This window comes from Methylobacterium sp. J-030, from assembly GCF_022829545.1.
Lineage (GTDB): Bacteria > Pseudomonadota > Alphaproteobacteria > Rhizobiales > Beijerinckiaceae > Methylobacterium.
In genome coordinates this window covers 24,601-37,976 of sequence record NZ_JAKSYM010000260.1, presented here as the reverse complement: position 1 = coordinate 37,976, position 13,376 = coordinate 24,601, and the positions used below count along the sequence as shown (strand labels likewise).

The following is a 13,376-nucleotide window of genomic DNA, read 5'->3' as shown; positions in this document are numbered from 1 at the left end:
CGCCCGATGCTGCCTCAGTGCGCGAGGCCGGCTGGCGCTCCCGCCGCGGCGGCGACCTCGCTCGGGCGGGGCGCACGCCCCACCCGGAACCAGAGCGCGTAGAGGGCGGGCAGGAACAGCAGCGTGAGCAGCGTCCCGACGCCGACGCCGCCGATCAGCACGTAGGCCAGCGCCCCCCAGAACACCGAGTGGGTCAGCGGGATGAAGGCCAGCATCGCGGCGGCCGCCGTCAGGATCACCGGACGGGCCCGCCGCACCGTCGACTCGACGATGGCCTCGTAGTCCGACAGTCCCGCCGCACGGTCGTGGTGGATCTGGTCCACGAGGATCAGCGTGTTGCGCATCAGGATGCCCGAGAGCGCGATCAGGCCGAGGATCGCGTTGAAGCCGAAGGGCTGGTGGAAGACGAGCAGGGTCGGGACGGCGCCGACGAGGCCGAGCGGCGCGGTGGCGAACACCATGAACATCGTCGTGAACGACCGAACCTGCAGCATGATGACCGTCAGCGTCACGATCAGCATCAGCGGGAAGACCGCCACGAGCGCGTTCATCGCCTTCGCGCTCTCCTCGACCGCGCCGGCCGTGTCGATGCGGTAGCCGGTTGGCAATTTCGCCTTGATCGCGTCGAGCTCGGGGAAGATCTGCGCGTGGATGTCCGGCGGCTGTTTCCCGTCGAGCACGTCACCCTGCACCCGGATGTAGGTCTCACGGTTGTAGCGCTTGAGCACCGCGTCCTCGCTGCGGCTCTCCAGGTGCGCCACCTGCGAGACCGGGACCTGGCGACCGTCATGGGTGGTCAGGGTCAGGTCGCCGATGTCGCCGAGCGAGCGCCGCTCCGGGCCGGGACTGCGCAGCAGCACGTCCACCGAGCGTAGGTTCTCGCGGACCTGGGTCGCCGGCGTGCCGTTGAGGTAGCTCTGCAGCTGCTGGCCGGCCTCCTTAGGCGTCAGCCCGATCAGGCGCAGGCGCTCCTGGTCAAGGACGAGGTGCAGGCTCGGCGTCTTGTCGCCCCAGTCGAGATGCACCAGCCTCATGTTCGGGTTGGCCATCATGACATCCCGGACCTCTGCGGCGATGCCGCGGATGACGTCGGGGTCGGGTCCGACCACACGGAAGGCGACGGGGAAGCGGATCGGAGGGCCGAACACGATCTGCAGGACGCGCACCCGCGCCTCGGGGAACAGCCCGTCGCTCACGAGCTTGCGAAGCTTGATGCGGAGCGCGTCGCGGGACGCTGCGTCAGAGGTCTGAACGACGATCTGCGCGAAGGCCGGATCAGGCAACTCGGGGTCGAAGGACAGGACGAAGCGCGGCATCCCCTGGCCGATGTAGCTCGTGATGGCGCGCGCCTCGGGGAGTTCACGGATGGCCGCTTCGACCTTCTTGACGCTCGCCTCGGTGGTGGTGAAGGCCGAACCGGTGGGCAGCGTCACCTCGACGATCAGTTCGGGGCGCTCCGAGTTCGGGAAGAACTGCTTCTCGACCTTGCCCATGCCGACCACGGCGAGGGCGAACAGTCCGACCGTGATCCCGGCCGCCAGCCACTTGTGGTCAACGGAGGCTCGCACCATGCGGCGCAGGCGCGCGTAGTTCTTTGTGGCGTAGATCGCCTCGTGGCCGCCCTCGACCTTCTTGATGTTGGGCAGGAGCTTGACGCCCAGGTAGGGCGTGAAGGTCACCGCCACGATCCAGGAGACGATCAGCGAGAAGCCGACCACCCAGAAGATGTTGCCGGCATACTCGCCCGCCGTGGAAGCAGCGAAGCCGACCGGTAGGAAGCCCGCGATGGTGACGAGCGTGCCGGTCAGCATCGGCGCTGCGGTAGCGCTCCAGGCGTGAGTCGCCGCCTCGACGCGGTCGACACCCTCCTCCATGCGCACCACCATCATCTCGATGGCGATGATGGCGTCGTCGACGAGCAGGCCGAGCGAGATGATCAGCGCACCCAGCGTAATGCGGTCGAAGTCGCGGCCGGTGACCATCATGACCACGAACACGGCCGCGAGGGTGATCGGGACCGCGAGCGCCACGACGATGCCGACCCGGAAGCCCAGCGCCACGAGGCTGACAACGATGACCACCGAGAGGGCGGTGAAGAACTTCACCATGAACTCGCGGATGGCGTCGTCGATGACCTTCGCCTGGTCGGTGATCTTCGTGAACGTGATGCCGGTCGGGAGTTCGTGGTGGATCGCCACCTCCTCGGCGTTGAGCGCCTCGCCGAGCGCCAGGCCGTTGAAGCCCGGCTTCATCACGAGGCCCAACATCAGTGCCGGCTCGCCGTCGTTTCGGATCTCGAAGACCTTCGGGTCCTCGTAGCCGCGCTTCACCTCCGCGATGTCGCCGAGCTTGATGCTGCGGTCCCCGACCGCCACCGGCAGGTTACGGATCGCGTCGAGGCCGTCGATGGCGCCGTCGAGGCGGAGGTATACGCGCGGACCGCTGGTCTCGACGAATCCGGCCGGGGTCACGTCGTTCTGGTTGGCCAGCGCCGCTAGCAACTGCTGCCCGGTAATGCCGAGCGTCGCGAGGCGCTGATAAGAGATCTCGACGAAGATCTTCTGCGCCTGTTCGCCGAGGATGTTGATCTTCTCAACGCCCGGTACTCGCAGCAAGCGCTGGCGGAGGTCCTCGGCGCGCAGCACGAGATGCCGGTGCGGCAATCCCTGCGCCTGAAGCGCGTAGAGCGCGAAGTAGACGTCGGAGAACTCGTCGTTGAACAAGGGTCCGAGCACGCCGCGCGGGAGGGTGGAGGCCTGATCAGAGAGCTTTTTACGGGCTTGGTAGAACTCTTCCTGCAGCCTCGCCGGCGGCATGCTGTCCTTGAAGTAGACCTTCATCAGCATCAGACCGGGGCGGACCGTGGTCTCGACTCGGTCGTAGTAGACGAGTTCCTGCAGGCGCTTCTCCAGCGGGTCTGCGACTTGCCGCTGGATCTCCGAGGTGGTCGCGCCGGGCCATGCGGCGGAGACCGCCATCGTCTTGACGGTGAAGGCCGGATCCTCGGCGCGGCCGAGTTTCTGGAAGGCGAAGAAGCCCGCGGCGGTCACCGCAATGATGAGGAAGAGCGTGACGGCCCGCTCGCGGACCGCCAGGGCAGAGAGATTGAAGCCGGTCATCGCGCCGCTCCCGCCAGGCTTGAGGGGGCCTGCCGCACTGTCTGGCCGGCCTTCAGGAGGTGGGCGCCGAGCGACACGATGCGGTCGCCCGGGCTGAGGCCGGACACGACTTGAGCGCCTTCTTCCGACATGCGGGCGACCGAGACGGGCTGGGCGGTGACGGTCTTGGTGTCGGCGTTGAACTTCCAGACCGCCGACCCCTGCCCGATGTCGAACAAGGCCCCGAGCGGCACGTCGACCGACGCCGCGCGTCCGGTATCCGCCGGCGTGAGCCGGAGCGTCACCGTGGCGCCGAGCGGCGCGGCCTCGCCTCCGCCCGACAGGATGTAGCGCGCCCGGTAGGTCCGTGTGGCCGGGTCGGCGGTGGCAGAAAGCTCCCTGAGCTTGGCCGGGTAGGTCGTCTCGCCCTCGGCGTAGAGGGTTGCCGACGCTGCCCCCTTCGCGAGTTGCCGGCTGCCCTCGGGCAGGAACACCTCGGCCTCGCGGGCGCCGTCACGGGCGAGCTTGACGACCGTCTGGCCGGCGGCGACCACCTGCCCGGGCTCGGTCGGAACCTCCATCACGACGCCGTCAGCGTCGGCCTGGAGTTCGGAATACCCGGCTTGGTTGGCGACTTGGCTCGCCTGCGCTTCGGCATTGGCGAACTGGGCGATGGCGGCGTCCGCAGCGGCCTTGTTCTGGTCGTAGGTCTGCTTTGAGGTCCAGCCGTCCCCGACGAGCTTGCGGCTGCGCTCATCGTCGGCCTTCGCTTTGATCATCTGCGCCCGGGCCGCCTCGACCGACGCCCGAGCCGCATTGAGCGCCAGGGTGAAGTCGGTCCGGTCGAGGCGCATCAGCGGCTGCCCGAGCCGGACGTGATCCCCTGGGTCGACGAGGCGCTCGAAGATCTTGCCGCCAACGCGGAAGCCGAGGTTGCTCTCGGTGCGGGCCCGGATGACGCCGGTGTAGCGCGCGATGCCGGCCGTCGCCGGGGCAACCGCGACGGTCTGAACCAGCGGCGGCTCCGAAGGCACGGCGGTCTCGGCCGGCGAGCATGCCGCGAGAGCCAGTGCAGAAAGCCCAAGCAACCATCTCGCGTCCATCGCCCGCCTCCGTGGAAAGCACCTAAATATGATGATCATAATTTATATGACCGGGCTTGCCCGGTCAACGCGACCGCTCGCTGGCTGTGCGTCGTCGCACTTGGGGCGCGCTACCCTCAAAGATTGGTCACCTGTGACGGCGCGCACCGGAGTCCATCCGGGCCTCTGGCCTTACCGTTGACGATCGCCGAGTTCCCCGCCGATGCGTCCTCGTCCCAACGACCGTCCGCGGATGGTCGCAGCAGGCCTATCTGCACAGGTATGCCCGACCCGGTCGCCGACCCCACGGGGCTGCCCTGCTGTCGCCGTTCGATCCGCTCGTCTGGCACCGGCCGCGGACGGAGCGCCTCTTCGGCTTTCGGTACCGGCTGGAGATCTTCACGCCGGCGCACAAGCGCCAGCACGGCTACTACGGCCTGCCGTTCCTGCCGGACGGCGCGCTCGTCGGCCGCATCGACCTGAAGGCGGACCGCGAGGCCGGCGCGCTGACGTCCAGCGCACGCACCTAAAGACGGAGGCGCCAACGGAGACGACGGAGCGAGTGCTCGGGGAACTGCGATCGATGGCGTCGTGGCTCGGGTTGTCCGACGTCGTGGTCTGATACAGCCGTCCCCGTCGATCGCCGACGCGTCCCGACATCCCCGGCCGAATGCGGTTCAGGTCTCGCGTACGACCCGGACGAGCCCGTCGCCGTGCTCGTCCGGGTCGAGGATGAACGCTCCGGCGTCGAGGTTCGCCCGGAGAAAGGCGACATGCGCGGCGGTGATCATCTGCCCCGGCAACAGGCGGGGTATGGCCGGAGGCACGACGGCGACCGACTGTCCGGCGATGCGGCCGACGGCCTGCTCGTAGGGCACGCGGTCGAACTTCGCCGCCGCGGCCTGCGGGGGCGGGAGCGCGGGCGAAGCCAGGAATGCCGGTCCGAGCGAGGCGTAGTCCGGAGCGTCGTCGGGGACCGCATGGAAGCGGGCATCGCCCGTCCGGGCCGCGGCGGCGAGATCGCGGATACGGGCGCGCCAGACGTGCTTCTGCGGCGTGTTTCGATCCGCGACGAGTGCTTCGAGCCGCAGGCGATCCGAGCCGGAGAGCGTGAAAGAGATGCCACTGCGCATCCCGCCAGACTCGCAGGATGGGCCTCAAACCGAAACCCCACACGGACTCAACCGTCAGGGCTCAACCACTAGGACTTCAGCCAAGACTTGGGCGACATGATAATCCTCCAGCCACACAGGAAGCCACGCTTCCGGGTAGCCCAGGAGCGGGTGGAGGACCTAGCGCAAGTTCCGCGCCTCTCTCAAGTTTGCACATCCCTCGACGAGCCCAGATCAAATCCGCCGGATATTGGTGAACAGCGGCAGGCCAACCTGCATCCCGTCGAGGTCGGCCCGATAGGCCGTGGGCTGGAGGTAGGATCCCAAAGGCAGGAACGGGACGTCCTTGAAAGCCTGAACCTGCATCTGCCGCGCGATGTCGAGCCGCTGTTCTTGGTCCTTCGCGTCAATCCACGCTTGACGCTGCTGCTCGAGCTGCGCGTCCGTGGGCCAGCCGTTCCAGCCCTTCAGCCCGATGCCGCGCAGCAGCAGGTGCCCCGCCGGGTTCAGCATGTCGTAGCCGCCCCAGAACGAGCCGAACACGTTCCAGCCGCCCGCGTCGATCGGCTGTTGGCGCGTGGCGCGCTGCACCACGGTGCCCCAGTCGGTGGCGACCTCGTCGACGTTGAGACCGAGCTGCCGCATCATCGCGACGCCGACGCTGCAGATCGCGTTGATGCGCGGGACATCCGTCGCCGACAGGAACACGACCCGTTCGCCCTTGTAGCCGGCCGCCGCGATGTCGCGCTTGAGCGTGGCGAGGTCGTGTGTCCCGCTCAGGGCCTCCATCCCGGCATCGTTGGCCATGGGCAGGCCGGCGGGGCCGAACACGCCGACCCGGGTGTCCACGGCGGCGTTGTCGCCCGCGACCGCCTGCATGAACTCGGTCTGATTGACGGCGCGGAGCACGGCGCGCCGGATCGCCGGATTGTCGAAGGGCGGGTAGAGGAAGTTGAAGCGCAAGACACCGATCAGGCCCTTGTCCTCCACGACCTGCAGCTTGATCGCCCGGTTCGCGCGCAGGCTCGGCACGAGATCCATGAGCGGCTGCTCGACCCAATCAACCTCGCCGGCCTGGAGGGCGGCGACCTGCGTGCCCGGGTCCGGGTTCGTCAGCCACTCGACGCGGTCGAAATGGGCGATGCGGGGGCCGGCACAGAAGCTCGGCGGCCCGTCGGTCCGAGGCACGTAGCCCTCGAAGCGGCGATACACGTTGCGCGCCCCTGGCACGCGCTCGTCGGCGACGAAGCGGAACGGGCCCGAGCCCACCATCTCGGTCAGCCGGGTCGTGGGCGGCGTCGCGGCCAGCCGCTCCGGCATGATGGCGGCCATGAGGTTCGTCGGCTTGGCCAGGGCGTTCGGCAGGAGCGGGAAGGCGCGCTTGAGGCGGAACTCGACCACCCTGTCGGATGGCGCCGAGAGGTCGTCGGTGGCGGCCATCAGCGCCTGGCCGAAGGAATCGGTGGTCGCCCATCGCTTGAGGCTGGCGACGACATCCCGCCCAAGAACGGGGGTGCCGTCGTGGAACCGCAACCCGTCGCGCAGGATGAGGCGCACGCGCCGGCCACTGTCCTCGACGCTCTCACCCCCGACCATCTGCGGCCGGGGCACGCCGGCGGCATCGAGGGCGTAGAGTGTGTCGAACACCATCATCACGTGGTTGCGGGTGACGAAGGCGCTGACCAGCGGATCGAGCAGGGCGAGGTCGGCGTAGGGGACGAACTTGAGGGTTGTGGCAGCCTGCGCGCGCACTAGGCTTGGCGCCGCGATGAGGGAGGCGGTGACGCCAGCAAGGACATCGCGTCGTCTCATCGAGCAACTCCAATCTGACGGGTGGCGTCCATCGTGCAGATGGCATGCCACGGAGATTGAGGAAGCGGATGGAGCGATCAACTAGGCGGATCCTGTCGCGATGGGCGTCCGCTTCTGCGCCTCATCCATTCAAAACCGCCGTTCCGCTCTCGGCCAGATTACGCCATGCTAGATCGCCGATGAGCGCAAAAGCGGCCGTTCGGCTTCGCGCCCATCCCGGTCATTCTGAAGCGCATAAGCGTCCGCTACGAGCAGACATGGTCGTGGAAGCTCTCGGCCTGAGAACCGCCAGTCGCCTCAGCTGAAGCCGTAGAGATCAGCCGGATTGTCGACGCGAACCCGAGACTTCGCTTCATCCGGCACCCGTTCGGCCAGGAGGTCGAGCAGCCGGGCATCGTCGCGCATATGCGTCTCGCCCCTGTGCGGCCAGTCGCTGCCCCAGACCATCCGCTTCGGGGCTGCCGCCGCGAAGGAGTTCGCGACCGCCGTGGCGTCGCCATAGGCGGGCGGTCCGCTCGCGGTGTCGAGGTACGCGCCCAACAACTTCAGCCACGTCCTGCCACCATCGAGCGGCCTGCGCACGAGGGCGCAGGCCGGATGGCTCACGCCCTGATCGGGCGGGAGCCGTGCGAGGTGGTCGATGACGAGGGGCGTCGGCAGACGCCGCAGCACGGGATCCAATCCGACGATCTGGTCGCCGGTCGCATAGAATCGCATAGATCTGAACGTGCCAGCCGAGGGGCTCGACCTTGCGGGCCATCGCCTCCAGGCGCTCGGCGGTGACAGGCCCCCAGGATTGCGGCGTGCCGAAGTTCACCCGGAGGCCCACCGCGTCCTGAGCCGCCATCGCCCGGAGCGCGGCATCGGCGATCGCGCGATCGACCACGACCACCGCGCGGGCCGAAGGACCGAACTGCGCCACGGCGTCGAGGGTCGCGCGGTTGTCCGTGCCGTAAGTCGAAGGCGTCACCACCACCCGGCTCGTCTCGCGGCGCATGCAGACGGCGATCGGCGGCGACATCGCTGTCGCGCAACGGCTGGCCCCTCGTTTGGGGTTACGCCGGGAAGCGGGTCGACAGGATGTGGGTGTGGCAGTCGCAGGCCTTGGGCGGCACGGCGATCGAGGCCCCCCTCCGTGCCTGCGGAGAGCGAAATGCCGTCCGCCGCGTCCCCAGGCCGGCTCCAGAGCCCGAACGCTGCGGTGAGGGCGAGGGCGCCGCCCTTCCTCAGAATGGTCCGCCGGGTCCCTGCGGTCTTGGGATCCATCGTCGGATTCCTTCACACGTCCGCGCGGTCAGAAGCCGTAGAGCTTGGCCGGATTGGCGACGAGGATCCGGTTCCGCACCGCTTCATCGGGGGCCCAATCCGCCAGGAGGTCGAGGAGCACGGCATCGTCCGGCTTCGCGTCGGCCGGGGCGGTCGGGTGCGGCCAGTCGCTGCCCCAGACGAGGCGCTCGGGGGCACGTTGCACGTAGGCGCGGGCGAGGCGGCTCCGGTCGGCGTAGGTCGGCGGCCCGACCTTCGAGAGAATGTAGGCGCCGGTGAGCTTCACCCAGGCACCGTGCTTCTCGATCAGGTCGGCGATCACCGTGAAGCCCGGATGGTCGGGGCCGGCGGGCTCGGGCAAGTGCGCCATATGGTCGAACACGACCGGGACCGGCAGGCCCTTCAGGGTATCGGCCAAATCCACGATCTTGTCGCCGTCGGAGACCAGCTGGATGTGCCAGCCGAGGTCGGCGATCTTGCGGGCCACCGGCACCAGGTCGGTAAAAGGCGCCCCGCCGGGCAGGCGCGTCCCGAAGCGCACGCCGCGGATACCGGCCCCGTCGAGGCGCTTCAGTTCCTCGGGCGTCACCGAGGCGTCGAGCATCGCGATGCCCCGGGCGGTGGGCCCGAACTCCTCGAGGGACTGGACGAGGAGGCTGTTGTCGACCCCGTAGGTCGAGGGCTGCACCACGACGTGCCGGCTGAGGCCGAGCCGGCGCATCAGCAGGCGGTAATCCGCGACGCTAGCATCCGGCGGCCGCAGGGTCGCGCCGGACGCGGCGGGAAAGCGCGCATCGTAGATATGGTGGTGGCAGTCGGTGGCGCCTGGCGGCACGGCAAAGGTCGGACGCTCCGTGCCCGCGGACCAGGGCACGGTCTGCGCCGCGGCGGGCCGCAGCCCGGCACCGAGGGCGGCGCCGGCCATGAGGGCCGCGAGATGCGCGCGGCGGGTGATCGGGGTGGTCATCCGTCCGGTCCGTTCAATGGTGCGAGAAGAGGGTCTGGCCGGGGGCCGGCATCCGCGCCGTCAGGATGCTGCCGGTCTGGGATTCGGTGATGAACAGGGTCGCCCCGTCCGGGCCGCCATAGGCGACGTTGGTGGTCGAGATCCCGGCGGGGGATTTCACCCGCAGCAGCGGCTCGGCGACCGGCGACAGGCGCCAGATCGAGCCGAAGCCGGTATGGGCGACGATCAGGCAGCCCTCGGCATCGAGCGCGATGCCGTCGGGGCCGCCGAGCCCGCCGTGCAGTTGCGCGAACACGCCGACCTTGGCGACGAGGCCGCTGGCGTTCAGGGGGATGCGCCAGATCTGCTGGGCGCGGGTCACGGCGATGAACAGGCTGCCCATGGCATCGTCGATGACGATGCCGTTCGGGCTCGGCACCGTGTCGACCAAGCAGGTCAGCTCGCCGGAGGGACGCAGGCGGTAGACCCGGCCGGTCGGGTCCTGAAGCCCGGTCTGGCCCTGATCGGTGAAGTAGAGGTCGCCGTTTGCCGCGAAGGTCAGGTCGTTGACCCCGCGAAAGCCCTCCGAGCCCGCCGTTTCCAGGAACGGCGTCACCGCCCCCGTATCCGGGTCGAGGAGCATCAGGCCGCGCTTGTAGCAGGTGATGAAGACCCGCCCGTCCCGGTGGATCTTCATGCCGTTCGGCCAGCCGTCGTATTCGGCGACGAGCGCCCATGCGCCGGCCTGGTCGATGCGGAAGATCCGGCCGAAGGGAATATCCGTCACGTAGAGGCGGCCGGCCCGATCGAAGACAGGCCCTTCGAGGAAGGAGTCGATCGCGTGTCCGCCCCGGTTGGCATGCGCCCAAGCGGTCGGCCGGGCGTTGCGGAAGCGGTCGGGCAGGCGCGTGAAGAGTTCGGCAGTCACGGTGGGTGGGGGAGCGAAGAACGACATCGCTTATCCTCGGACGTGGAGCGTGGACGGTGGCTCAGGCCGGCAGCGCCGCCCCTTGAGCCTCGCGGGCATGGGCGCGGCTGATCAGGATCACGCTGATCGCAGCGGCGGCATCGAGCGCGGCGACGGGGAGCATGCCGAGGGGGAAGCTGCCGGTGGCGTCCTTCACGAGGCCGACCACGTTCACCATCAGGCCGCCGCCGATCAGGTTCGAGATCGCGTTGATCCCGGCGAGCCCGGCCGCCAGCGTCCCCGGCGACAGCCATCCGGCCGAGAGCGCCCAGAACGGCCCCTTAAAGGAATAGGCGCCGACGAGGGCGAAGGTCACGGCCAGGACGGCCGTCGCGATGCCGCCGGTGAGGTTAAGGTACGACAGGCCGAAGGCCGCGAGCAGCAGCGGGACCGCGGTGTGCCAGCGCCGCTCGCCCTGGCGGTCGGAGTGGCGGCCCCAGAGCACCATCAGCACCGTGGCGATGCCGTAGGGGATCGCGTTGACGAAGCCGGTCTGGAGGTTGGTCAGGCCGAAGGACTTGATCATCTGCGGCTGCCAGACCGACAGGACGCTCCCCGTCGCCGAGGCGCCGGAGCAGACCAGCGCCATGGTCAGGAAATACTTGTTGCGGGCGAGCTGCCAGAGGGAGATGTGGCCGATCGGCTTGCGCCGGGCCGCCTCCTCGTCGAGGCGTCCGACCAGCCAGGCGCGCTGGTCGTTGCCGAGCCACTTCGCGTCGCGGGGCCGGTCCGTCAGCACGAACAGGCAGGCGATTCCGAGGAGGATTGTGGGAATCCCCTCCAGCACGAACAGCCACTGCCAGCCCTTGAGACCGAGCGCGCCGTCGAGTTCGAGGAGCGTCACCGACAGCGGCGAGCCGAGGAAGGTCGCGAGCGGGATCGAGACCGTGAAGGTCGCCATGATCCGCGCCCGGTATTCGCTCGGCAGCCAGTAGGTCAGGTAGAGGATCGCCCCGGGGAAGAACCCGGCCTCCGCCGCGCCCAGGATGAAGCGCATCACGTAGAGGGAATGGGGACCGGTCACGAGGGCCATGCCCATGGTGACGAAGCCCCAGGTGATCATGATCCGGGCGATCCAGCGCCGTGCGCCGACCTTCTGCAGGGCGAGATTGCTCGGCACCTCGACCAGGAAGTACGAGACGAAGAACAGGCTCGCCCCGAAGCCGAACATGGCGGGCGTGAGCCCGAGATCCTTGTTCATCTGCAGGGCGGCGAAGCCCACGTTCACCCGGTCGAGCAGGGCGCAGAAGTAGCAGAGCATCAGGAACGGCACGAGCCGGAGGATGACCCGGCGCATGGTCGCCGCCTCGAGCGGATGCTTGGTGTGCTCTAGGGTGCTCACGGTCCGTCCTCCCTGTTGTCGTGGTGCGTCGTCGTTGCGCGCGTGCGCGACGCCATCCCGGGCAGCGGGCCGGTCCCGGACATGGCGCGTCCCTGGATGGCTTCGCTGCGCTTGCGAGGACGGCGACGCCGGTCAGATCCCCTCGCAGCCCGACTCGGCGAGGGCGCGCTCGACCCAGGAGCGGTCGACGGTGCCGGCCGCGATCGCCGCCATGGTCTTGGCCTCGCCCTGCTGCTTCTTGTCGGCGGCGGCGAAGACCGCCTCGGTCTGGTCGAAGGGCACGCAGACGAAGCCGTCGTCGTCGCCAACGATCAGGTCGCCGGGCTCGATCACCATGCCCGCGATGGCGATGGTGGCGTTCATCTCGCCCGGCCCGTTCTTGTAGGGGCCGCGATGGGTGACGCCGGCGGCGAAGACGGGGAAGGCGTTCGTGCGGATCCAGCCGTAATCGCGCACCGCACCGTTCAGGACGACGCCGGCCACGCCGATCTGCTGTGCGTGGGAGAGCATGAGCTCGCCCATCAGCGCGTTCGTCAGGTCGCCGTCGCCATCGACGACGAGCACGTCGCCGGGCTTCGCGCGGTTGAGGGCTGCGTGGATCATCAGGTTGTCGCCGGGGCGCACCCGCACGGTCAGGGCGGCGCCGCAGAGCACGCCGCCGGCATGGAGCGGGCGGATGCGCGCGCCGCCGTGGCTCATGCGGCTCATGGAGTCGCTGATGTTGGCGACCGCGATCGCCTTGAACTTCTCGACGGTGGCGGGCTCGACCGTGCGGGTGCGCGGGTGGATCTTGAAACCGATGGCCATGGCTGTTCGTCCTTCGATGCGGGGGATGGGCGGTGTCAGGCGACGGGCTTGAGGCCGGCCTTGAGCACCATGGCGTCGAGGGCCTCCTGGTAGGTCCGGGGGACGACGCCCTTGAAGTGATCCTTGAGGCCGAGGCTCTCCTTCCAGCGCAGGCGCTGGGCGACGGCGCGGGCCATGATCGGCTCGACCCCGGCATCGGCGACGGCATCCGCCGACATCTCCAGCTCCTCGGCGCGGCGCTTGGCGTGGATCACCCCCGACGGGGTCAGGCTCTGGACCGTGTCCATCCACGGCCGGGCCAGCGTCTTGGAGGCCGAGGCGAGGACGACCTCGTCGATCCCGTATTGCCGGGCGGCGAGCAGCATCTCGTCGGTGAGCGCCTCGATCCCCTTGATGAGGACCGAGCGGATGATCTTGATCCCCGAGGCGGTGCCGAGCACCGGGCCGGTGAACTCGATCTGCATGCCCCACGGCACGAGGAGGTCACGCACCCGCTCGCCGGCCGGGCCGCTCGACAGCATCCGCATGGCATAGCCGTGCAGCGGAGTGCCCTCGATCGAGCCGTCGCCGAGGAGCGCGCCGGTCGCTTCAAGCTTACTCGCGACACCCTGCTTGATCTTCGGCGTGGCCGAGGCGAAGTCGAGGAAGGTATGACGTGCGGTGAGCACCGGCGCGAAGGCGTCGGCGCTCTCCAGCGAGGCGGCGCCGGGCGTGACGCTGACGATCAGGTCGGCCGCCTCGGCGAGCTCCGCGTTCGAGCGGACGAGGGTGACGCCCACCTCCTTGGCCCGCGCTTGGATGAGGTCCGCGTAGGGGCCCTCGAACGCGTACTTGTCGTAGCAGGCGATGGACTCGAGGCCGGCACCGCGCAGGCCGGAGCCCAGCGTGCTGCCGATCTCGCCGTAGCCGACGAGGCCGAGACGGAACTGCGTGCGATCTGCCAT

General features: G+C 69.0%; 11 protein-coding genes and 2 pseudogenes. 1 reads left to right on the top strand and 12 read right to left on the bottom strand.

From position 1 onward, the window contains the following. Nucleotides 1-14: 14 nt before the first annotated feature. Together MKK75_RS18900 and MKK75_RS18895 are read right to left on the bottom strand one after the other, a co-directional pair. On the bottom strand, nucleotides 15-3,119 hold the full coding sequence (locus MKK75_RS18900) for an efflux RND transporter permease subunit (RefSeq protein ID WP_244044067.1): 3,105 nt from the start codon (nucleotides 3,117-3,119) through the stop codon (nucleotides 15-17). After that, the gene (locus MKK75_RS18895; RefSeq protein ID WP_244044066.1) at nucleotides 3,116-4,201 is read right to left on the bottom strand and encodes an efflux RND transporter periplasmic adaptor subunit; all 1,086 of its coding nucleotides are present in this window, start codon (nucleotides 4,199-4,201) and stop codon (nucleotides 3,116-3,118) included. Before MKK75_RS18895 ends, MKK75_RS18900 begins: the two co-directional genes overlap by 4 nt. Nucleotides 4,202-4,356: 155 nt before the next feature. Here MKK75_RS18895 and MKK75_RS18890 point away from each other — a divergent pair, with 155 nt between their 5' ends. Then, on the top strand, nucleotides 4,357-4,710 hold the full coding sequence (locus MKK75_RS18890; RefSeq protein ID WP_313901875.1) for a DNA glycosylase AlkZ-like family protein: 354 nt from the start codon (nucleotides 4,357-4,359) through the stop codon (nucleotides 4,708-4,710). Nucleotides 4,711-4,857: 147 nt separating this feature from the next. On the opposite strand, the gene MKK75_RS18885 is transcribed toward MKK75_RS18890, so the two are convergent. The 10 genes and pseudogenes from MKK75_RS18885 to MKK75_RS18845 form a co-directional block, all read right to left on the bottom strand. Further along, nucleotides 4,858-5,112: a hypothetical protein gene (locus MKK75_RS18885; protein ID WP_279593993.1), complete on the bottom strand. Its 255-nt coding sequence runs from the start codon at nucleotides 5,110-5,112 to the stop codon at nucleotides 4,858-4,860. A 78-nt stretch (nucleotides 5,113-5,190) separates the two neighbouring features. Then, nucleotides 5,191-5,313, bottom strand: a pseudogene (locus MKK75_RS18880) (IS630 family transposase); the annotation flags it as partial. Nucleotides 5,314-5,526: 213 nt separating this feature from the next. Next, nucleotides 5,527-7,104 (bottom strand): ABC transporter substrate-binding protein, encoded by a 1,578-nt coding sequence (locus tag MKK75_RS18875; RefSeq protein ID WP_244044065.1) that lies wholly within the window; start codon nucleotides 7,102-7,104, stop codon nucleotides 5,527-5,529. Between the two features lie 297 nt (nucleotides 7,105-7,401). Next, nucleotides 7,402-7,821 carry an amidohydrolase family protein gene (locus MKK75_RS35800; protein WP_279593989.1) on the bottom strand — a complete coding sequence of 140 codons (420 nt, stop codon included), beginning with the start codon at nucleotides 7,819-7,821 and terminating at the stop codon, nucleotides 7,402-7,404. A gap of 58 nt (nucleotides 7,822-7,879) precedes the next feature. Further along, nucleotides 7,880-8,101 (bottom strand): annotated as a pseudogene (locus MKK75_RS35795) (amidohydrolase family protein); the annotation flags it as partial. 297 nt (nucleotides 8,102-8,398) lie between these two features. Continuing rightward, complete coding sequence (locus MKK75_RS18865) at nucleotides 8,399-9,337, bottom strand: amidohydrolase family protein (RefSeq protein ID WP_244044064.1); 939 nt, start codon at nucleotides 9,335-9,337, stop codon at nucleotides 8,399-8,401. A 13-nt stretch (nucleotides 9,338-9,350) separates the two neighbouring features. Further along, the gene (locus MKK75_RS18860) at nucleotides 9,351-10,271 is read right to left on the bottom strand and encodes an SMP-30/gluconolactonase/LRE family protein (RefSeq protein WP_244044063.1); all 921 of its coding nucleotides are present in this window, start codon (nucleotides 10,269-10,271) and stop codon (nucleotides 9,351-9,353) included. A gap of 34 nt (nucleotides 10,272-10,305) precedes the next feature. Further along, nucleotides 10,306-11,580, bottom strand: a complete 1,275-nt coding sequence (locus tag MKK75_RS18855; protein ID WP_279593992.1) for an MFS transporter — start codon at nucleotides 11,578-11,580, stop codon at nucleotides 10,306-10,308. 177 nt (nucleotides 11,581-11,757) lie between these two features. Continuing rightward, nucleotides 11,758-12,432 (bottom strand): RraA family protein, encoded by a 675-nt coding sequence (locus MKK75_RS18850; RefSeq protein WP_244044061.1) that lies wholly within the window; start codon nucleotides 12,430-12,432, stop codon nucleotides 11,758-11,760. Nucleotides 12,433-12,467: 35 nt separating this feature from the next. Continuing rightward, complete coding sequence (locus tag MKK75_RS18845; RefSeq protein WP_244044060.1) at nucleotides 12,468-13,376, bottom strand: DUF1932 domain-containing protein; 909 nt, start codon at nucleotides 13,374-13,376, stop codon at nucleotides 12,468-12,470.